Genomic DNA, 20,388 nt, shown 5'->3' on the forward strand with positions numbered 1-20,388 from the left:
GGACCTCCCGTCGGGCGCGTTGCCGGTCGGCCCGGTCGACATCACACAGTCGGGGCATGCGGTCACGGCGCAGGGTCTTGGCGACTGCGGAGGCGGGCATGCGCAGGTAGGGACCGATGCGTTCAGGACCCCAGCCGCGGCGACGCAGCCGCAGAACCTTCTTCGTCTGCCGCTTGCTGGTGCGCCGGGGCTTCGGTGCGGGTGGGGGGAGCGGTTGGGCAGACCTCGGCAGTCGAGTTCTGCCTCCCTCATGCCCGCGGCACGTGCCTCCTCGAGGCGCTCGGCCCAGCGCTTGGCAGTGGTGAAGTAGACCTGGAACCGTTCAGCGGCGGGTCGGCCAGTGCTCGTCGACGGCGCGCCAGCTTTAGGCGTGCTTGCGGGACCAGTGCGGCATTACGGCGGTGTCGGCGACCCTGGGGTGGAGGTGACTGTCGCCTGGCATGCCTACCAGGACCTGCGAGCGATGTTCCACGCCGCCGCACCTGCCGACGGCCGACGCATCGCGCCCCGAGTCCTGGACACCGTCCACACCTGCCCGATCCCCGAGATCTCCCGCCTCGGGCGAAGTTGCGGAACCAGTGGGCGAGGCGGCGGACCTATTCATTTGGTCGCGAGCGGGCGCGCCTTCAATCCTTCGAGTTCCTTCGGTAGACCACTCTCCTTGAGGCACCCAATTTTTTTGGCGGCTTTGACGGAAGCTGAATAAGCCAGGCGGATGTTGGCTTCACGGAGCGACTTGGAGCCGGCCGAGTCGGTTGACTCAGGTGGGTATGTGCGGACGGTCGCAGTGAGGTAGCTGGGTTCAGAGGTGTTCTGATTTCCGCGATCACGTGTACAACGGAAAGAAATCCAGGCGTAGTTGTCGGTAGATTTCGTGTATCGTGCGAAGGTATAGGCCGTTGCCGTCTCGGATGATTCGCTGGCAGGACTGGGATCGCCATCATCGGCGGGTACCCAATCGAAATTGACCTGGATGGGGGAATCGATTTTTCCGCCTACAGCGTAGAACTGGCACAGATCCCTACCGAGATCGGAGTCCGAGTCCTCTGCCTTCGCCTTCAGATCCTGGACCAACTGTGCGAAGGTTCCGCTGATGGAATCCAGCTTGATCTCTCGAAACCTGGTCGCATCACTTATCGACCTGAGGGCTTGTGCGGCCTGCGTGTCGAAGGCGCCATCGCATACGGAGGTCGCGCTGGCCCGTTGCTGTGGCTGCCGAGGTTTATTTTCCGAGCAGCTGACCAGTGTCAGGGCGCAGATTGTACCGATCACCGTCGCCTGGATGCGGCGAGCGGGAAGCCTGTGGTTCACCATGCTGGGGCCCATCGATCCGTTTCAGTTCGTCACCGGGAGGTTCCCAGCTTCCTGCTGGGCGTTGCTGCCTGAGTTGTAGCCGGTCGCCTGGGCATTCTTGAGGTTTTCTTTTACCTGGTAGTAGGCATCGTCGTGCCACATGCTCTTGGGTAGCCTTTCAAGGGCATGGCGTCCGGGTTCCCAGGAGGAAGTGAAGCCGGCGTCGTAGATGACCTTGCGGTTTCCTTGCCGAACGTCAGCGAGTTGCCTGTGCTGACTCTCGCCGTACCGGTCCAAATTATCCTCTATGTGGCTTGTAGCTTGATCTTGGATGTTCTCAGTGGCGATGGGTACGATGGTCGATGCCAAGCCGGTCTCCGGCTCTGGGACGAAAGAGAAAGCGCCTCCGACGATAAGCCCAGAAATCGCCTTCTGGCGCTCGATGCGCTTGTCCATGGCCTCGTTGTAAGCCGCCTCTTTCTCCCCGTCCTCTGCCGTCGTTTGGTCAGCACGCGACTGATCAATGATCCCTTGTACCTCGGCTCCTGTCCGCACAGCAGTCTCGGCCGCAGCCGAATGCACCACGCCGTTGTCGTCGACAATCGGTGGATGCGCGTCCAACACCGAAGTCGTGTACACCTGCTGCGCGGTACCGATCTGGGCATAAGCCTTCGGATCCTGACCGAGGGTGCCAAGGAAGCCTCGGGTATCGGACGCCTGGATGTGCGCACGCTCGTCCATCGCGCGGCCAGTACCGTCCTGGGCGAAGACGGATCGCTTATCGTCGTCGTCCATGGACCAGTTGAGGTCGTCGATGTACGCGGCGCCGATGCGGCTGAGGCTGTCCTGAATACCGTCCTGTTTCTTCATCAGCTCGGCACCACTCATTTGGGTCCTCTTCTCGTCCGTTCCCTCGGCGGGCTGCCCGTATCGCTCCACGACCTTCTCGGCCACCGATGCGGTGTCGGCGTCACGGTGGAGGACCGGCGGATGAGTGTCGTAGGCAGCGCCTGTTGTCGCCGATTCCAAGGCGTGCCCCAACGAGTTGTATCCCGCGATGTTCTTGGCGTCTGTGGACGCGAAGTCCTGGGGCCATTCACGGCCCTCGGTCAGGTAGTCGAAGTTCTTGCCCTCGTTGAAGAAGTCCGTCGACGCATCGGAGTTGTGCCCCAGCGCCTCCATGAACCCTGTCATCGGGTCTTCGCCGGCATCGTCGCCCGCGCCGTAGTGCAGCCTCTCGTACTGACCCGAGTGGTCCCACGGCAGCACGTCCTCACGCGTGGTCCGGTGCTGCAGGCCGCCGTACTCGTCCGAGGTGTGCTTCTTCTCGTAGTCGATCAATTGGGTGCCGTAGTCGTGCAGGAAGTCCGTCTCGTACGAGCCGTGCCGCATGAGATTGCTCATGACCTGGAAGCCGTAGACGGTGTGCTCACTGCCCGGACGGAGATTGGTCCCGCCGAGTGCAATGACGTCCGACTTCCACCGGCGCATTCCGTTGCTGTCGGAGTGGCTGGCCGTTGCCAATGTGCTACCCAGCTGATCCTCAAGACCGCCGAGGAGCTTCATGCGCTCCTTCTGCTGGGCGGACAGTCCCGAACGCGACCGCGGGTTCACATAGAACTGGTAGTCGTCGGTGATCCCCGCATAGAACTCAAGCGTCTTCTTCGCGCCGAGATCCGTGGCGATGGTCTCGGCGAAGAACGGATTGCTCTTGTACTGGGCCAGCGACGCGTTCAACGCGGCGAGTTCGGTGTTGGTGACCTTGCTCGGATCCTTCTTCAGGATCCGTTCGACCTTCTCGGCTTCCGCGATGGCCTTGTCGGCGGAGTCCCGGTCGTTGGCGCTCACATCGGAGAAACCGTACTCGGCCTGATTCACGACAAGCTTGAGGGCCTTGGCGGCACCATCGTCACTCTCGGTGGCCTTGTCCAGGATCCCCTGGATCTCGTCACGGAGAGCGGTGATGTCGCCCTTATTCTTCTCGTCCTCCTGAGCCCGTGCCTCCGGAGGGATGTTCGTGGTGACGATGAATCCGCCGTCGTAGCCGATGACCGTGAGGCTCTTCTGCCGACCACGCTCAATGGCGTCGTTGAGCTGCTTGTGATACCCCTTCAGCTCGCCCAGGGTGTCACTGAGAATGTTGTAAATGGTCTGGGCCTCGGTGTGCGCGTCCTTGAACTCAAGGGCGGTCTTCCCGATGAACTCCCTGCTCACCTGGGAGTTCACCCCCGACCAGTCGGCTTTGTCGGCAGCCTTCTGCAGTCCGTCCGTCGCATCGGTCTGCAGGCCCTCGAGGTGTCCGACGACGAGCTTCCAGTCGCTGACCGCGTCGTCGAGCAGCTTGAAGTTGGCGTGGCGCAGAGTGTCCAGTTCCATGAGTCAGTGCCCCCGTTCCCTCTCCTCGGTCACTTCTTCGCCGAGGAGCCCGCGGCCGAACCCGTTGTCCCGCTCCCGTCGGCACGCGAGTCGAAGCCCTTGTCCAGGGTGTCGATGCTGCTCATCTGCCGCTGGATGTAGCCCTCGTCGTCGGAATGCAGCTTCTTGGTGACGTGGAGATGGTTCGAGATCTGCGCGCAGGCGTCCATGAGCGACTTGAGCTGCTCCTCCCACCGCGTCGACACCGTCTGCAACACCGCTCCCAATGCGAAGCCCTGGGAGGTCAAGTCACTGGCTGCCGAGTCACTGCTGGGGATCGAGACACGGGCCTTGTCCCACAGATCGTTGTACAGGGTGTGGGCCTTGCTGCCGATACTCGTCAGGTCCTCGTTCTTGACCTTGAGGTCGCCGTACTTGCTCGGCACCACAAAGGGGCCGTACGTGCCACCGCTACCGGCATCCGCGCTGTTCAACTGCATGTGGGCCGACTGCCGCTCCGCCGCCTGAGCCTTGAGCTGCTCCCACTCGTCCCATGCCATGGGTGGACCCCTCCCCCGTGTACTCGGCCACCGGCGCTTGCGCTGGGCGGACCCTGCTGTTCCGACGCTGTGGTGTCGATTCAAAGTAGCAATCCGCCACGAGGGTCACTCCAGAGGCATCCGATGTGTACCGATTGGTGGGTGTGAAAGTTCGAAGGAGATGCGCACCTGTAAGGGGCGGGCGATTGCAGCGGGGGCAGCGGCCCCGTGGTGCTGTCGGCCGCCCCCTGTTGTACGACGAACTGGTGCAACAGGGGGCGAATAGTGACATCCTCGAAAGGAGAAATCCTCGCCGTGGACTGGAGGAGAAATCCTCGCCGTGGACTGGTTGTCGACCTCACAGCTTGCCGGAGACGACCCCGCGCCAGGTCCACCCCGCGCCCAGGACGGTGTCCTGCAGGGGGTTCTTCAGGTCGGAGCTGTCGAAGCTGAACGTCTCCGTTACTTCGAGGTCGCCCTCTTTACCCTTGCCGAGCGCCCAGCGCTTCGAGACCGTCTTCACCTGCCCGCGTTGGGCTTCGGCCGAGATGGCGAGTGTGGGGGTATCGCCGACCCATTTGACCTCGAATTGCTGGTCGACGGCACGGACTTCGTGCTTCTCCGGGACCAGGCGCATACGCACCTTGAACACCCGGCTCAACTGAGTGCGGACGAAGAAGGTCCGCCAGGTCGGCTCCATAGGGCGCCACTCGGCCACCAGGTCGGCGCCCTCCTCGCGGCCGTCCCGGATGGCGTATGGGACATCAGAGCCGTTGAGGCCGAGAAGCGCCGCGTGAACCTCAGCGCCGGATTGTGGGGTGACACCGTCGGCGGGGCGCTTGGTTCCGGTCAGCTTGTCGAAGAGTCCCATGAGATCAACCTAAGAGGGGTCGGTTACCGGTGCAAGATTCACCGCTTCCGCGGGACGTGCTACGCCGCTGCGCCACTGACCGGGCGGACCGTGCGCACGAAGTCCCGGAAATCGTCCAGGACGGCGGGGTGTTCCGACTGGGTGGCGGTCAGGATCAGGCGGACCACCGACCGCTTGCGCGGATCGGCCACATCCAGCATGGCCAGGTACACCTGCGACTGGACGAGATCGCGGTGCCTGCCGCCGACGACAGCCGAGAAGGCCAGCGTCTGCGTGAGGCCGGGTGCATCCGCAGAGCCGACCTCGCGACGTTCGGTGACCTCGACCGACGTGGCGGCTTGACCCAGGCGCTGCACGGACTCGTCGGCGATCTCGGGCAGCGTCGCCGCGTCCGGGCGGTACTCGCCGTCGATCGTGATGTTCGCGGTGAATCCGGCATCCGACGGCGGATGCAGCGCAACGAACGCGGCGCCCGGTGCGCCGACTTCATCCGGCGGTGCGGCGTGCCAGCCTTCCAGCCTCGTCGCCCTCGCGCGCAAGCAGAGGTGGACGTACAAGGCGCAGGAGCGGGCGGTGTCGACCGCTATGAGGGCGTCGCCCCCTTCCCGAACGTATCGTCAGGACTCCGCGCCTGGGACGACATCGAGGACCGCCATCGGGGCCGCACCATCCGCTGCTTCGAGTACCGCGTGGAAAATACCCGTCGGTCAGCGGCGTCGAGGCGCTCCCGTACGAAGCGGTCAGCCCGGTTGCGAGACCCTGTCCGCCCACTCTGAAGCCGTGATCCACCTTGCGATAACTGACCTGAGGGCCCGCCGTCTCACCGTCGCAGCCGCTGGGTTCTGCTGAGAGCGTGCGGTGAGCCGACAACTCGCCTTGCACCTCGCGGGGTTGCCGCAGGAGCGCCACCGATTGCGTGTGGAAGTTTGATGAAGATCGCAAACAGCTCCGTGCTGTTGGCGTTGGCGGTGCTCGTGGTTGGCCAGTGTCTCGCGAGGGTGCGGCGTGGAGGGATGGGTGTGTACCCGTTCATGGCAGGCTGGCAAATCGGGCAAAGTGTGGCGTCTGATTCAGCCCCGTAACTGAGTTAACACACAGCTCAGTTGGCCCCGATGCACAGGTTGACTAGAGTGGTAAAAGCGTTGTGAGGCATGGTTCGCTTTGCGATCGTAGGGTGAGCGGACAGGGGCCTCATTCGACAGGCTTACGGGGAAACGGGGGAAAAGCTTCGTGCTTCCGGCAGACATGACTGGGGGCGTGTCGGCGACCAGGGCGGCGAACCTGGAGGCCAGTGGCGATGCGCTGAAGAAGTTCGTGAGCCAGGTGGACGCGGTGCTGCGGGGCCTTGAGGGCTCGGCCGGGAATCCGGGGCGGGTCGGGGCGCAGGCGATCCGTCACGGGTCGCTCAGGAGCGGGAGCGCAACCTTCCATGAAGCGGACGCCCTATACGGGACGTTCAACTCCGTCCATGAGACGCTCACCAACCTTTCCAAGAGCCTGCACCTGCAGATCGAGGCGATCGGCATCGCGGTTCTGGGAGCGAAGGGGACCTTCGACAACCTCGAAGAAGAGCAGCGTCGGCGGTTCGCGGAGATCCAGGCAGAGATCAAGGCACTCAACCCCGAGGGCGACGAGCACGCCGGTAACAAGAAGACGGTGACGTACTGACGATGGCTGACGAGGAGCACAAGGCGGACCTGGATCGGGTCTCCAGGCAGAACACCTTCACGGACCTCGCTCGGGGTGCTGCGGAGCACCCTCACGAGGGCGGCTTCTTCAGAGGCGCCGTCAACAGCGCCATTCGCGGAGTGGCCCAAGGCACCCCGTTCTCGGAGGCCATGGTCAGTCGTACGGAATTCGACGACTATGACCTCAATGTGATGCTCAACCTGGTCCAGCAGACGGATCCTGAGGATCTGGAGTCCTCCGGCCGGGCCCTCTGGGACGCGCGCGATGCCATCAAGAAGGCGGCTGATGAACTCAAGGGTCAGTTCGGTGAGGTCCCTTGGGTAGGAGAGTCGGGCGACGCCTTCCGTACGTGGGGCACTGAGCTCGTCAAGAGCACATACGGCCTAAGCGTCTTCGTTGGAGGGGCGGGCGACCAGATCGCCGCTGCTGCCGCAGGGCTGGCCTCTGTGCGCAGCGCCATGCCGTCTCGTGACACGGATCCGAACCGGAAGCGCCCCGACCAGTTCACAGCGGTTGAGAAGGCCGCGACCAAAGACGAGTACGCCGCTGCCGTAAAGGTGGAGAAGGACCGTCAAGAGGCGATCAACCAGATGAATCGGTTGGCGTCCTACTACGCGGTGTCGAGGGAACAACTGCAGGTCTTGCATGACCAAGCTCCTACATTCAAATTCGAGAGTGTGTCGGATGTGGGAGTGCCTCAGCCTGAGCGGACACGCCGCGATACGTCTGGAGGTGCTGGCTCCGGCGGAGCGCAAGGAACTGGAGCGGCCAGCGTCGCGGCTCATCATGGCTCCCTTGCATCCGCGACGAGTCATGTCGCCGAGCACGCCGGCAATGTCCCGACGCCGACGAAGCACGTGACGGGGCACGTTGCGGCCCCGGGACGCCCTGTGGGCACGAACATCGACAGCGTTGGCACGCTGCCACCGACCACGACCACACCCGTGACCGGCCATACCCCGCCGGTCACGAGTACTCCTCCCGCAGGTGGCGGCCAGACAGGCCCGTTCGCAGGCGGCCTTGGGACCCCGTTCCCCAACGGCACATCGGGGAGGGGCTTGAGCGGAGCCGGTGGTCTCCGTACCCCTGGGTCCGCTCAGGGGCGCACCGGTGCGCCCGGTTTGACTAATTCGGGCTCGGGACGTTCCGCCGGGCAAGGACCCATGAACCAGATGGGGCGCGCCACGTCGACCGGTCAGTCGGTTGCCAAGGGCACTGCTTCCGGGGCGAAGTCGCTCCCGATGGGCCGAGGTATCACCGGAGGCACGCCGAGGGCTGGCGGCACGGCAACGCCTCGAGCGAACGGCGGTCCGAGCACCGGCGCCGGTCGGGCCAACGGAGTCGTCGGGGGACGGCCCACGACCGCTGGCGGCACTCCAGCGAACGGCGGGGCGAGGATTCCTCGAGGCACGGTCGTCGGTGGCGAGGGGGCGGCCAGCTCCCGGCCCACGACCGGTCGGCCCGGACAGCGTGGGGTCTTCGGAGCACCCGAGTCCACGGCGAGGCCCGGTTCGAGCGGGGCCGCTTCTCGTGCCGGTGCGGGGACGCACGAGGCTGTCACGGGTAGGCCGACCGCGCGCAACTCCGTGGCAGGAGCTGAGCGCAACGGCATGACACGCGGCGGCGCCGGCCTCGTACGCGGTCCTGGCCGCGAGGGGAAGCCCGGTGACGACGGGAAGGTCCAGGGATCGGCGCGCCCCGACTACCTGGTCGAAGACGAAGAGACGCATCTGCCCAACAAGCCGCGGCGCGATGTGCCGCCGGTCGTCAACTGAGCGCGAGCGAGGACACAGAACACGATGAAGTCAGGGACCAGCCGACGAGCCGAGCAGGCTGCGCTCCTCAGGACGCGCTTCGGAAGACGTGCGCGTGCTGTGGGCGCGCTCGTCAGCGCCCTGGCTGCCGTGAGCGTGGGGTTTGCCCCGAGTGCCACTGCGTATGACGCCCAGTCGGAACAGTGGTACTTGGGGCCGATGAAGGCTGAGCAGATGTGGAAGGCCAGCACCGGGAAGGGCGTCAAGGTCGCTGTCATTGACACCGGTGTGAACCCGAAGACACCGTCGCTGAAGGGCCAAGTGCTGAGCGACGAAGTTCCCAAAGCGGTTGCTTACCACGCCACTGACGACTACAGCGGTCACGGAACGACTATGGCCGAATTGATCGCGGGTACGGGGGCTGACGGTGGCCTCAAGGGACTGGCGCCGGGGGCCAAGATCGTCCCGTATCGTGTCGAACTTGAGGGCCTGCCTGCGAGCGAGAAGAAGAAGACCCCTGAGCCTTGGCAGGCGATCAGGGCAGCCGCCGACACCGATGCAAAGGTCATCAGCATGTCGTTCGGAGGACTGTTCGGCTTCGATGAGGAAAAAGCGGTCAAGTATGCCGCCTCAAAAGGCAAGTTGCTGATTGCTGCTGTCGGCAATTCTGGTAAAGAGAATGGCACGATCGACTACCCTGCCGCTGACCCCTACGTGGTTGGCATTTCGGCGACTGACGCGTCTGGCACAGTATCGAAGTTCTCCTCGCATGGGGGTTATGTCGACTTCGCGGCACCGGGGCAGGGGTTCCCCGGTTGGTGTGACGCCAGCTTCCGCTCGTATTGCACCCAGCAAGGCACGAGCCCTGCGACTGCGATCGCCTCAGCCTCCGCCGCCCTGATCTGGTCCGCCCACCCCGACTGGACGGTGAACCAGGTTGTGCGGTCCCTGATCGACACTGCTGGCGGCACGGGGTTGAAGGGCGACCCAAGCGAGTACGTCGGCTACGGGGCTGTTCGACCCCGACTGGTTCTGGCGAACCCCGACTACGACCCAGGCCCTGCAAACGTCGATCCGCTCGCCAAGGAGAACGGCGGCGATCTGCTGGCCAAGTCTGCAGACTCTTCCTCGTCCTCCTCTTCCACTTCATCCTCACCATCCGCTTCTGCATCAGCCGCGTCACAAGCCCCAGAAAAGGGTTCTGGCGGCGCCACGTCGGCGGCAGGATCGAGCGCGGAGTCGTCGAGCGACAGCAGCAACACACTGTGGATCGCCATGGGTGCCGCGGCCGCTGTGATCGTCATCGGAGGCGGCGGTTTCGCCGTCATGCGGGCGCGGCGTGCCAGGTGACGTCGTCAGCCGTCCATGCCCTGCACGGTTCGCACAGGGCATGGACTACGTGCTCACCGCTACTCAGCGATGAGTCGAGACAGTTGGACCGAGAAACAGACAGAGGAAGGGCAGGTTGAATCATGGCCACCGGCAAGCAGAAGCTCGAAGATGCCGCAGTAGTCCAACTTCAGAAGCAGATGTACGAGAAGTACGACGGCATCCGGAAGCGGGTGCACTCGCTTCAGGGAGTGATCGACGGCCTTGAGGGTCAGTGGCAGGGCATCGGTCGCGCCGCGTTCGACAAGAAGCAGTACGAGATCAACGAGTCCCTGCAGAACATCGGCAACATCCTCGGCGATGTCATCGAAGCGATGACCGCGACGCGCAACATCAAGGACAGCAAGGAAGACGAGGTGCGTGCGGCGGTCGGCAAGGTCGACCTCCAGGACGGCGCTCCCACGGTCCAGCCGTCCTCCCTCAACTCCTACTGAGCCGAGCGGCACACAGGACATCCGCCGGGCAGCCGGCATCCACCACGCACACCCAGCGAGACGAGGTAAACAGGCATGGCCAACAACGCCGATGGGCTGCAAGTCACTTATGACGGGCTCGACTTCGCGGCCACCAAGATCGGTAACGAGGCGAGCCAGCTCGAGCAGGACCTTGCGGAGCTCAAGAGCATGGTCGTGAGCAGCCTTCAGTACTGGGAAGGCGACGCTCAGAACACCTTCAACGAGAAGCTGCACCGTTGGGACAAGGAAGCCAACGACATCCACCAGGCGCTCACCGGCATCGGCCACGTCGTCGCCACGTCGGGCGGTACCTACATGGAGGGTGACAAGAAGGCGGCCAGCTACTTCCACTAGGCCGAGCGGCGCAGAGGAATTCCGGGGTGGGCGCGCGCGGGAGGCGCCCACCCCGCGTTGCGTCACGAGGCCCCTTCCATACAAGTCGTCACCTTCGAAACGACATGAGGATCCACACGTGGCTTGGGACGAGTGGGAGCAACTGAAGAAGCAAGCCGCTGAGCGCGCCAAACCCGGCCGTGACCATGTGGCTGGCGCCATGCGGGAAGGCACCACCGAAGAGCCCGGGGACGCCGGGCGGCAGCCGGAGGCGCACCTCACGGGCGACTCCCCGGAGGCCGAGGCAGCCACCGGACCCGTCCATTCCGACACGGCCGAACCCGACGGATTCGGGGCAACGCGGCGGATGGACCGGATCAGGCACACGATTGACCGCTTCCGGGACACCATGGTCCTGGTTCCCCTCGTTCCGCTCGACGACGGCGGCCGGGGATTCCTGACTGCCGACTTCGGCGGCGTGCGGTGGATCCATGTCTTCACCGACGAGTTGGCCGCCGCCAGGTTCGACGAGGCGCAGGACGCCCCGAAGGGCCGGCGAGACTTCATGGCGGTGCGGGGGTGGCGCCTTCTGGACGTGGTGATCCCGGCAATGGGCGTGCCGTGCGGTGTTGCCCTGGACGTGGGCAGCGGCGACGACGGCGTGCTCCTGCCGCCGGTGGTGGGGATCGTGCCGGACGCGGCGGCGGTGGACGCGGAAGCGAACGGAAGCGGTGAACGACCGTGGTGAACAACGGCGCCGGCAAGGACATCAAGGCGACCGGGCTGAACGAGATCGCGCAGGGAATCACGCTGACCCTGAGCGAGCTCAAGGAACTAGGCATCGACAGCGCTGCCGGGTTCGGCCGAGGCTTCTCCAACCTGGAACTGTCCGCGCTGGAACTGGGCCACGACGGGCTGACGTCGGCCTTCAAGTCGTTCTGCGAGCGCTGGGAATGGGGTGTGCGGGCGTTGGTGGGCGAGGGTAACTACTTCGCCCAGGCCGTGGATCTTTCGGCCGGCACCTTGTATGAGACGGACCAGTACGTCGCGGGCACGCTGAAGATCGGTGCGAACTCGCTGATGGGCAACCCGAACGCCTCCGAGGACGAGATCACGCAGATGAGCTGGGGCGAGCTGGCCCAGAACAACGCGCTCGCGCACGCCGACTACAGCAAGGAGTCCTTCGATCAGGCCCTGCAGAACAGCGAGCAGGGCTGGAAGGACGCCGGCCGGGACGTGATGACCTCGCACACGGTGGGGCCGATGGGACTGAACCCTGAGAACCTGCACAGCGCGTTCGGGGTGAGCGACAGCGAGTACAACCAGGTGCTCGACGACACCTTCGGCCCGTCGCCCGAGGAACGGGCCCAGGCGGCGGCTCAGCAGCAGGCACAGCAGGGCGGGAGCGGCGGCTGATGGGGCTCGGGGATCTGGTCAACGCCGGGCTGGGCAAGCTTGAGGACGGCGTCGACGCGGGCAAGAAGCTCGTCGGTGAGGGCGTCGAGTGGGGCGCCCACAAGGTCGGGGACGGTCTGGAGGCCGTCGGGGCCGACGGCTGGGCCGACAAGGTCGAGGACATCGGCGACAACATCGCCTCCGACCTGGGCGCGAGCGTCGGAGAGCAGCAGCTCGGCGAGACCGACCAGGCGAACGAGCTGGTGCACGGGAATCCTGCGTCCATCCGGGCCGCCGCCAAGCACCTGACGGGCTTCCGCACCGCCTTCGACTCGGTCGGCCAGGGAATGCGCTCGCTGGACTCCTCGCACTGGAAGGGCGAGTCCGCCGACACCTTCCGCGAGAAGTTCGCCATGCATCCCCCCAAGTGGCTGCACGCCGCGGACGCCTGCGAGGCCGCCTGCAAGGCGCTGGACAGCTACGCGGACACGGTCAAGTGGGCGCAGGGTCAGGCCCAGGATGCCATCGACCTCTACAAGAAGGGCAAGAAGGCCTCCGAGCAGGCGGTGGAGGCGTACAACAAGCGCGTCGACGCGTACAACGCCGCGATCAAGGCGGACAAGGACCCCGGACCTCCTCTGGAGCAGTTCAAGGACCCCGGCCGCAGCGACATCCAGAGCGCCCGCCAGATCCTGGCGGACGCGCGCCGCCAGCGGGATGAAGCCGGTCGTGTCGCCACGCAGGCGGTCACCGCGGCCCTGAAGCACGCCCCGGCCGAGCCGCCGCCGCTCGACAGGCTGGAGTCCGACGCGCTCGACGGCTACGGCGCGCTCAACACCGAGGTCCTCCACTTCACAGGCGGAGTGATCAAGGGGAGCGCGGGGCTGATCAACTTCGTCCGCGGCCTGAACCCCGAAGACCCTTACAACATCACTCACCCGGCCGATTACCTGCAGCACGTCAGCATGACTTTGTCGGGTCTGGTCTCGACGGCCGCGCACCCGGAGCGCGTTCCCGAAGCCCTCATCGACAGCTTCAAGAAGGACCCCTCGGAAGCCCTCGGCAGGCTCGTCCCTCAGCTCATCGGCACCGACGGCGCGGGGCTGGCGGTAGGCGGCCTGCGGACCGCGGTCAGGGAGGGGGTGGAGACCGGTGCGGCGAACATGGCCGCCAACGGGCTGAAGTACGGCGACGAACTCGCGGGAGCGGAAAAAATCGCTGCCGGGGCGGCGGACGCCCCGAAGGACTGGAGCAATCTCGCGCGCAGCACGGACCACGTGTCGGAGAAGGCGATCCACGCCGACTCAGTGGACCCGAAAGTGGCTCAGGAGTTCCTGGACGATCAGTATCCCTGGTTGAAGGACGTCAACAACCGCTGGGAGGACGGATACACGCAGAACTGTGCGCACACCACAGTGACGGTGAACGGCCGACTGGACGGCATCGAGGCCAGCGCGGCGCGCAGGGAGGGCCCTGGGCATCTTCCACTGGAACCATTGGGGATCAAGGATCCGGCGAACGCTTGGCACAAGGTGGACAGCTACGATGACGTCATTCGCGACCTGCAGGCGCGGGGTGAAGGGGCGAGGAGCGCCATGTTCATTGGTCGAGGCAACTCCGGGCATTTCTTCAACGCGGTGAACACCAATCACGGGGTTGTTTTCCTCGACGGCCAGACTGGAAAACTGGGCCTGCTGGAGAGTGACGCGAAGGAGATCATGCATGTCCCTTATGGCAAGGGGGCTCCGTAAATGCTGAGCAGAACTGAAGCGGTGGATTCTGCCGCTGCACTCCTCAGGAAGGTGTATCCCGAGAAGTCTGACTCCTTGGTCATGCTTCCGGAGAAGTGTGTCGAATACGCCTACGGTTGGGCGGTTTGCTTCGACTGGAAGGAACACATCGAGACCGGGGACTGGTTGCTGTCACCGATCACCAGCGTCGTCATCGTCCCGCACGGCGGGGAGAAAGCCCACTTCCCGCCGAGCGCCTTTCCGGTGGATGACTACATGAGCCGACGCGCTTCGGGCGACTGGCCCCCCAAGGAGTAGCCGTGACGAGTCCTGACAACCGAGCGGCGGCGTGGCTGAACCACACTTACCGAGGCCTGGTCGAGCTCTCGGTGCCCCACCCGGTGCACGAGAGCCCCACCGCCTGGATGTTCGCCTGCCGCACCCTGAACCAACCGGGCTACCCGGCCACGCCCATGCTGGCGGCCTCGGTCGTGGTCCCGAAGGACGGGAGTTCGCCGTTCCACCCGTCGGCCAGCGATCCCCTCGCGGACCTGGTCCCGGCCGGCCAGCAGAAAGTGGCCGCGAGGGTCGCCGACCAGGTCCGCAGGATCAACGCGCGCGGTTGCGTGGTGACCGTGCACTCCGCCATCGACGGCGCTCAGTCGACCGCGTTGCCCTGGCAGCCGTCCGACGAGGCCCCCGGCTGGTGGGCCAGGCTCACGCGGCGCTACTTCCCGGCCTTCGAGCAGGTGGCGGTCAGCGACTGGGACTCGGTGATCAGGGCGGTGGCCGAACCGGGCCCGGACACCCGGGGTCTGGTCTGGGTCCGCCGGGAACTGGGCGGCGCCGAGGCGACCGGCAATCTGCTGTACGCGCACAACCACAAGGGCCAGGTCGTGTTCCTGGACGCCCAGGTAGGGGGTCTGGCGAAGCTCGACCCGTCCGCGCTGCGCGAGTTGGTCCTCATGCGAGCCGTGCCTCGGGCACACCCCCCGCGCTGGCCCTGGGAAGCGGAGGCACACGACTACCCGTCCGCGCTCCGCAAGGCGCAGCTCTGGCTGGACCAGGCGTATCACGGAGAAGCCGAACTGGCCGATCCCGCACCGCAGGACGAGATCCGGCGAGGCTGGGTCTTCGCGTGCAACACAAAACGCTATCTGCGCGACGGACGCTGGCAGGACGCCATGCTCGACGCCGCGCTGGTCGTACCCAGGGAAGCAGCCGCTCCGTTCGGCCTTCCCAACTCCGACCCATGGACCTGGCTGCAACGCTGGGACGCCGGCGAGGCTCCCGGATCCGCGGGATTCCCCGTCTCGCCGCCTCCCGGTTACGCGGCATGGTTCGAACCCACGCTGTCAGGCCTGGGGCCCGTGCTCTCCGCGACCGAACACGCGGACTGGGCAACAGTGATGGACGAGCTCTCGGGTTTCCCGATCGAAGCTCGAGCCGTGATCTGGATCCGTCGAGTCGACGCACGCGGCCGGGAGTCCGTCGGCCGGCTGCTGAACGCGGTGCACACGGCGCACGGCGTGATGCTGGTCGACGGTTCCACGGATTCTGCCGTGGCGTTCGAACAGGTCGAAATCCGTGGTCTGCACGTCATCCGTTATCGCTGACGCCCACAGCGGCAGCCACGGGCGCTCACACGGACACACCCGAGATGGGTCCTTTGGCCACGGCGAATTACTGTGACCTGCAGTGACACCCAGGTGAACACGGTGTACGTGGACGACGGAGAGGAGGGCTGGTCGTACCTTGCGCCCAGGGCCGATTACCGTCAGTTCGCAGCCTAGGGTAACCGGGTCCTCGTCACGACCGACGACGTGATCTACGCGCTCCCGGTGTTCTGAAAGGCCCCGGTAAACCGTGACCACGCCTCACGCCCCACCGAGGCCCACGGCAGCGCGGGGTCCTTGGAGTCTCGTACGGCGATGAGGTGGCCGGTCTCGGCGATCTCGACACAGTTGTTGCCGGATGCCTCGGAGAACGACGACTTAATCCACTTCAACTCGGGCAAAACCGGTTCCTCTTATAGGTCCCTGGCGATTTCGAGGATGCTGTCCCTCGACTGCTTGGGATTCGACGCTACTTGTTCGACCACGTCCAGGCGCCGTCGGAAGTTGGTCAGTTGCGTGGGGGAGTCGAAGAAGACGGCCCCGATCGGCGAGTCCACCTGAACGGTGTCCAGATGGGGGCTCTCGGCCGCCGCGTACAACACGGAGTCGCCGGCCATGGGGAAGCCTCCAATGCTGAACGGGATGACGAGGAGAGTTACGTTGTCGCGCTCGCTTTCCTCGATCAGACGGTTGAGCTGAGCCTTGGCTTCATGGGCGCGTCCAGTGAGCCGGTAAGCGGAATCAGTTACAGCCTGGTGCAACGCAACGTTCTTGGGGCGTGCCCGCAGAAGCGGGCACGCCCCCCGAAGACCCCCGTGCGCCCGTCTCCCGTCACGCACCCCCGTCCGGCACCAACCCCACCTGAACCAACGGCTTCCCCCGCTTCCGCGACACGAACACCCCCCGCCCCGCAGGCATCGCCCGCGGCCGCACCCCGCCCAGCAGATCGCCTTCCGCCGGATCGCCCGCAAGGACCACACCCTGTGCCCCGAGTTCCTTGATGCGCTGCATGAAGGACTCGTAGCCGGCGCGGCCCGCGCCCGCGGTGGAGCGGGCGACGATGAACCGGACGCCGACGTCCCGGGCGAACGGCAGGAGTTCCGTCAGGCCCGCCAGCGGGTTGCCGCTCGACGTGGACACCAGGTCGTAGTCGTCGATGATCACGTACACCGTGGGACCGCGCCACCAGCTGCGGTCGCGCAGCTGCTGCGGGGTCACGTCCGCGGTCGGCGTGCGGCGCTGCATCAGGTCGGCGAGGGCGTCCATGTGGTGCTGCATCTGGTTCGACATGGGGATGTACTCGGCCAGATGCGAGGGTGGGGTCACGCCGAGCAGCGAGCGGCGGTTGTCGACCACGAACAGCTTGCAGGAGTCGCCGTCGTAGCGCTCGGTGAGGCGCTGGATGAGCAGCTTCAGCAGGTTGGACTTGCCGGACTCGCTCTCGCCGAAGACGAGGAAGAACGGGTCCTGCTCGAAGTCCACGAACACGGGCTCGAGGTTGTCCTCGTCGAGGGCGAAGGAGATGCCGCGATTCGGGAAACGGTCGCCCGAAGGGAGCTGGTTCGCCCAGAACTCCCTCGGCAGCAGACGTACTTCGGGGGCCCCGGGCTGCTGCCAGTGGCGGGCGACCTCCGCCGTGAGGGCCGTGGTCGCCTCCGCCAGGTCCGTGTCGGAGGACAGGCCGTCGATGCGCGGGACCGCCGCCATGAAGTGCTGCTTCTGCGGAGTCTGGCCGCGTCCTGGCACGCCCGTGGGCACATTGGCCGCGACCTTGCGGTCGAACTCGGAGTCCATGGGGTCGCCGAGCCGCAGCTCCAGACGGTTCATCAGGTGGTCCTTGAGGTTCGCGCGGACCTCCATGGAGCGCGACGCGGTGAGGATCACATGGATGCCGTAGCCGAGGCCGCGCGCCGCGATGTCCAGGACCAGCGGCTCCAACGCCTCATAGTCCGTACGGAAGTTGCCCCAGCCGTCGATGGCCAGGAAGACGTCGCCCCAGGGCTGGTCGGTCACCGAGATGTCGCCCCGCGCGCGGCGCGTACGGAACTCCGCGATCGAGGAGATGCCCGCGGAGCGGAAGTACTCCTCGCGGCGGGTCATGACGCCGTACACCTCGGCCGCCGTGCGCCGCACCTTCTCGGGGTCGAGGCGCGAGGCCACCCCTCCCACATGCGGCAGGCCGGCCACGGCCGACAGGCCGCCACCACCGAAGTCCAGCCCGTAGAACTGCACTTCGTGCGGGGTGTGCGTGAGTGCGAACGACGCGATGAGCGAGCGCAGCAGGGTCGACTTGCCCGACTGCGGGCCGCCGAGGATCTGCATGTGGCCGGCCGCGCCGCCGAAGTCCACCCTGAGCGGGTCGCGCCGCTGCTCGTACGGCTTGTCGACGATGCCGACCGGGACGACGAGCCGGCCCGCGCCTTCGTAGCCGGGCTGGGTCATCCCCCGGCCGGGCACCGCAGCGAGCCCGGGCAGCAGGGAGTCGAGCGACGGCGGACTGTCCAGCGGGGGCAGCCACACCTGGTGGGCGGCCGGGCCCTGCGCCTCCAAGCGACGCACGATCACGTCCAGCACGGTGTCGGCGAGCGCGTCGTCGGTCTCCTCGGAAGATTCCTGACGCTGTTGCGGCACCGCCACATACTGCATCGGGACCTCGGCCGCCGTGAACAGCACGGGCCGACGGTCCACCGGGAGCGGCCCGCCGAGCGCCGCCGCCTGCTGCGAACTCGAGCGGTACACCCCGGAGACGTACGCCGCCTTGAAGCGCACCATTTCGTCCGTGCCGTACTTCAGGAACCCGGAGCCCGGGACGTTCGGCAGCTCGTAGGCGTCCGGGACGCCGAGCGCGGCACGCGACTCGGCCGCCGAGAACGTACGCAGACCGATCCGGTACGACAGGTAGGTCTCGAGCCCCCGCAGGCGGCCCTCCTCCAGGCGCTGCGAGGCGAGCAGCAGGTGCACGCCCAGTGAACGGCCGATGCGGCCGATCTGCACGAACATCTCGATGAAGTCCGGCTTCGCCGTGAGCAGTTCGCTGAACTCGTCGATCACCAGGACGAGGGACGGGATCGGCTGGAGCGGGGCGCCCGCGGCACGCGCCTTCTCGTAGTCGTGGATGTTCGCGTAGTTGCCCGCGTCGCGGAGCATCTCCTGGCGGCGGTTGAGCTCGCCGCGGATCGAGTCGCCCATGCGGTCGACGAGGGTCAGGTCGTCCGCGAGGTTGGTGATCACTGCCGCGACGTGCGGCATCTGGGCCATGCCCGCGAACGTGGCACCACCCTTGAAGTCCGCGAGGACGAAGTTCAGCGTCTCGGAGGAGTGGGTCACGGCGAGGCCGAGGACCAGCGTGCGCAGCAGCTCCGACTTGCCGGAACCGGTCGCACCGACACACAGGCCGTGCGGGCCCATACCCTCCTGCGCCGCCTCCTTGAGGTCCAGCATCACGGGCCGGCCGTCCTCGCCGAGACCGATCGGCACGCGCAGCCGCTCGGACTGCGAGCGCGGCCGCCACGTCCGCTTCGGGTCGACAGAGGCCGCGTCGCCCAGGTTCAGCAGATCCGTGAACTCCAGGTTGGCGAGCAGCGGTTCGTCGTCGTCCCCGCCCGACGCCATGCGCAGCGGCGCCAGTTGCCGGGCCAGTGCTTCCGCGGCCTCGTACGAGAGAACGTCCGGCGTGCCGTCGTAGACCATGCCGTGCGCCGACTCCAGGCGCAGCTCCTTCGGCTGCACGATGACGGAGAGGTCGCCGCGTCCGGTGCTGAGGTCGCCGGGCACGACCTCAAGGACCGTCACGCCCTGCAGGCCTTCGGGGCTGGCCAGGAACGACGTGGGGGGCAGGGAGACGCCGTCGAGCACGATCACCAGATGCGGCTGCTCGGGAACCGGGGGCCCGCCGGGGTGGAAGCGCGGGCGGCCCTGGAGACGGGTGGCGAGCAGGTCCTCCAGCTCCACCGGGTCGGTCGTGATCAGACGGATGCTGCCCGCGCCGTCCGTGCGGCCCGGTGCCTGCGTGTGCGGCAGCCACTTGGCCCACTCCCACCAAGGCGCCGACTCGCGCCCGGTGGCGACGGCGATGACCAGGTCTTCGGGGGAGTGCAGGGAGGCGAGGGAGCCGGCGAGGGCGCGGGCGGTGCCGCGCACGGTGCCCGGCTCACCGCTGATCGTCACGTGATAGAAGGCGCGCAGCGAGACCGCCATCGGCAGGTCCTCAAGGGTGCTGTGCGTGGCCAGGAAGCGCTGCATGGCACCCGCGGTGAGTGGTTCCAGCTCGTCCACCGGACCGGTCTGCGGCGGGAACAGAGGAGTGGCCAGGGCCTGCGGGCCAAGGCCCACGCGCACCTGCCCGAAGTCCTCGTCGCCGGTGCGCCGCTCCCACACCCGGCTGCCCTCGGCGACCAGCGCCCACAGTTGCTCCGGTGAAGGGTGCAGGTAGTACTGGACATCGCGCTGGGCCTGCGCGGTTTCCAGGGCCGTACGCCGGGTCTGCGACAGATAGCGGAGGTAGTCGCGGCGCATGTCGGCCATCTGCCCCTGGTTACCGCGGCGGTAGCGGACCAGCATCGAGATGCCCATGGCGATCGTGGACGCCACCATCACCATGCCCATGATCTTCATGAAGGGCTGGGCCTGGGGATTGAAGAAGAACACCACGGAACCGCCCATGCCGAGCATGGGAAGGAGCTGCATCAGAGCGCCCTCCTGCTGCCCGCGTGGGAGCTCCGGCGGAGCCTGCAGAACGACCTCGTCCGTGGGCACTTCCTTCGGCAGCGCCCGCGGTGGGCGCTTGACGACGATGTGGCTCACTACGCACCAATTCCCTTGCCGGACCGAGGAGTTTCCGTCCACCGCCCCGTGTCAGGCGGACGTCGATCGCGAAGCGCGATCCTACTGACAACCACTGACAACGGCGGGCGGTAGGGTGCCGGTGAGACGTGTGAGCAGTTGCGAATCGGCCCGGGAAAAACGGGCA

At 66.2% G+C, this 20,388-nt stretch carries 18 protein-coding genes; 10 read left to right on the plus strand and 8 right to left on the minus strand.

The window, feature by feature from the left end; genetic code table 11:
- Positions 1-600: 600 nt before the first annotated feature.
- The 5 genes from OG747_RS32165 to OG747_RS32185 form a co-directional block, all read right to left on the minus strand.
- Positions 601-1,314 carry a hypothetical protein gene (locus OG747_RS32165; RefSeq protein ID WP_405882871.1) on the minus strand — a complete coding sequence of 238 codons (714 nt, stop codon included), beginning with the start codon at positions 1,312-1,314 and terminating at the stop codon, positions 601-603.
- Positions 1,315-1,335: 21 nt separating this feature from the next.
- Positions 1,336-3,669, minus strand: coding sequence for a hypothetical protein (locus OG747_RS32170; protein ID WP_405882872.1), 2,334 nt, complete (start codon positions 3,667-3,669; stop codon positions 1,336-1,338).
- Between the two features lie 29 nt (positions 3,670-3,698).
- Complete coding sequence (locus tag OG747_RS32175; RefSeq protein ID WP_405882873.1) at positions 3,699-4,208, minus strand: hypothetical protein; 510 nt, start codon at positions 4,206-4,208, stop codon at positions 3,699-3,701.
- Between the two features lie 337 nt (positions 4,209-4,545).
- Positions 4,546-5,058, minus strand: coding sequence for a hypothetical protein (locus OG747_RS32180; protein ID WP_405882874.1), 513 nt, complete (start codon positions 5,056-5,058; stop codon positions 4,546-4,548).
- A 59-nt stretch (positions 5,059-5,117) separates the two neighbouring features.
- The gene (locus OG747_RS32185; protein WP_405882875.1) at positions 5,118-5,615 is read right to left on the minus strand and encodes a hypothetical protein; all 498 of its coding nucleotides are present in this window, start codon (positions 5,613-5,615) and stop codon (positions 5,118-5,120) included.
- Between the two features lie 700 nt (positions 5,616-6,315).
- Between OG747_RS32185 and OG747_RS32190 the strand changes: the two genes are divergently transcribed.
- The 10 genes from OG747_RS32190 (at position 6,316) to OG747_RS32235 (ending at position 15,419) form a co-directional block, all read left to right on the plus strand.
- Positions 6,316-6,726, plus strand: coding sequence for a hypothetical protein (locus OG747_RS32190; RefSeq protein WP_405882876.1), 411 nt, complete (start codon positions 6,316-6,318; stop codon positions 6,724-6,726).
- A gap of 1,631 nt (positions 6,727-8,357) precedes the next feature.
- Positions 8,358-8,522, plus strand: coding sequence for a hypothetical protein (locus tag OG747_RS32195; RefSeq protein WP_405882877.1), 165 nt, complete (start codon positions 8,358-8,360; stop codon positions 8,520-8,522).
- Between the two features lie 99 nt (positions 8,523-8,621).
- Positions 8,622-9,851: a S8 family serine peptidase gene (locus OG747_RS32200; RefSeq protein ID WP_405882878.1), complete on the plus strand. Its 1,230-nt coding sequence runs from the start codon at positions 8,622-8,624 to the stop codon at positions 9,849-9,851.
- Positions 9,852-9,973: 122 nt separating this feature from the next.
- Positions 9,974-10,324: a WXG100 family type VII secretion target gene (locus OG747_RS32205; protein WP_405882879.1), complete on the plus strand. Its 351-nt coding sequence runs from the start codon at positions 9,974-9,976 to the stop codon at positions 10,322-10,324.
- 75 nt (positions 10,325-10,399) lie between these two features.
- Complete coding sequence (locus OG747_RS32210) at positions 10,400-10,699, plus strand: WXG100 family type VII secretion target (RefSeq protein ID WP_405882880.1); 300 nt, start codon at positions 10,400-10,402, stop codon at positions 10,697-10,699.
- Between the two features lie 118 nt (positions 10,700-10,817).
- Entirely contained in the window at positions 10,818-11,426 is a 609-nt protein-coding gene (locus tag OG747_RS32215; protein ID WP_405882881.1) for a hypothetical protein, read from the plus strand.
- Positions 11,420-12,094 (plus strand): hypothetical protein, encoded by a 675-nt coding sequence (locus tag OG747_RS32220; RefSeq protein ID WP_405882882.1) that lies wholly within the window; start codon positions 11,420-11,422, stop codon positions 12,092-12,094. Before OG747_RS32215 ends, OG747_RS32220 begins: the two co-directional genes overlap by 7 nt.
- Positions 12,094-13,824 carry a putative T7SS-secreted protein gene (locus OG747_RS32225; RefSeq protein WP_405882883.1) on the plus strand — a complete coding sequence of 577 codons (1,731 nt, stop codon included), beginning with the start codon at positions 12,094-12,096 and terminating at the stop codon, positions 13,822-13,824. The genes OG747_RS32220 and OG747_RS32225 overlap by 1 nt, the downstream gene beginning before the upstream one ends.
- Positions 13,825-14,121 (plus strand): YrhB domain-containing protein, encoded by a 297-nt coding sequence (locus OG747_RS32230; RefSeq protein ID WP_405882884.1) that lies wholly within the window; start codon positions 13,825-13,827, stop codon positions 14,119-14,121.
- Positions 14,122-14,123: 2 nt separating this feature from the next.
- On the plus strand, positions 14,124-15,419 hold the full coding sequence (locus OG747_RS32235) for a YrhB domain-containing protein (protein WP_405882885.1): 1,296 nt from the start codon (positions 14,124-14,126) through the stop codon (positions 15,417-15,419).
- A gap of 212 nt (positions 15,420-15,631) precedes the next feature.
- On the opposite strand, the gene OG747_RS32240 is transcribed toward OG747_RS32235, so the two are convergent.
- The 3 genes from OG747_RS32240 to eccCa are packed head-to-tail and all read right to left on the minus strand — an operon-like array spanning position 15,632 to position 20,222.
- A complete protein-coding gene (locus OG747_RS32240) occupies positions 15,632-15,820 on the minus strand; it encodes a DUF397 domain-containing protein (protein ID WP_405882886.1) in 189 nt (62 codons plus the stop codon).
- Positions 15,821-15,832: 12 nt separating this feature from the next.
- Positions 15,833-16,258 carry a Scr1 family TA system antitoxin-like transcriptional regulator gene (locus tag OG747_RS32245; RefSeq protein ID WP_405882887.1) on the minus strand — a complete coding sequence of 142 codons (426 nt, stop codon included), beginning with the start codon at positions 16,256-16,258 and terminating at the stop codon, positions 15,833-15,835.
- On the minus strand, positions 16,251-20,222 hold the full coding sequence (gene eccCa, locus OG747_RS32250; RefSeq protein WP_405882888.1) for a type VII secretion protein EccCa: 3,972 nt from the start codon (positions 20,220-20,222) through the stop codon (positions 16,251-16,253). The genes OG747_RS32245 and eccCa overlap by 8 nt, the downstream gene beginning before the upstream one ends.
- Positions 20,223-20,388: the final 166 nt, after the last annotated feature.

The sequence above is a fragment of the Streptomyces sp. NBC_01384 genome, assembly GCF_045040035.1.
GTDB lineage: Bacteria > Actinomycetota > Actinomycetes > Streptomycetales > Streptomycetaceae > Streptomyces.

Bases quoted from the DNA above. Each gene is read 5' to 3' on its own strand.
- OG747_RS32165 (WP_405882871.1), bottom strand. From the start codon at position 1,314: ATGGTGAACCACAGGCTTCCCGCTCGCCGCATCCAGGCGACGGTGATC.
- OG747_RS32170 (WP_405882872.1), bottom strand. From the start codon at position 3,669: ATGGAACTGGACACTCTGCGCCACGCCAACTTCAAGCTGCTCGACGAC.
- OG747_RS32175 (WP_405882873.1), bottom strand. From the start codon at position 4,208: ATGGCATGGGACGAGTGGGAGCAGCTCAAGGCTCAGGCGGCGGAGCGG.
- OG747_RS32180 (WP_405882874.1), bottom strand. From the start codon at position 5,058: ATGGGACTCTTCGACAAGCTGACCGGAACCAAGCGCCCCGCCGACGGT.
- OG747_RS32195 (WP_405882877.1), top strand. From the start codon at position 8,358: ATGACACGCGGCGGCGCCGGCCTCGTACGCGGTCCTGGCCGCGAGGGG.
- OG747_RS32205 (WP_405882879.1), top strand. From the start codon at position 9,974: ATGGCCACCGGCAAGCAGAAGCTCGAAGATGCCGCAGTAGTCCAACTT.
- OG747_RS32210 (WP_405882880.1), top strand. From the start codon at position 10,400: ATGGCCAACAACGCCGATGGGCTGCAAGTCACTTATGACGGGCTCGAC.
- OG747_RS32225 (WP_405882883.1), top strand. From the start codon at position 12,094: ATGGGGCTCGGGGATCTGGTCAACGCCGGGCTGGGCAAGCTTGAGGAC.
- OG747_RS32230 (WP_405882884.1), top strand. From the start codon at position 13,825: ATGCTGAGCAGAACTGAAGCGGTGGATTCTGCCGCTGCACTCCTCAGG.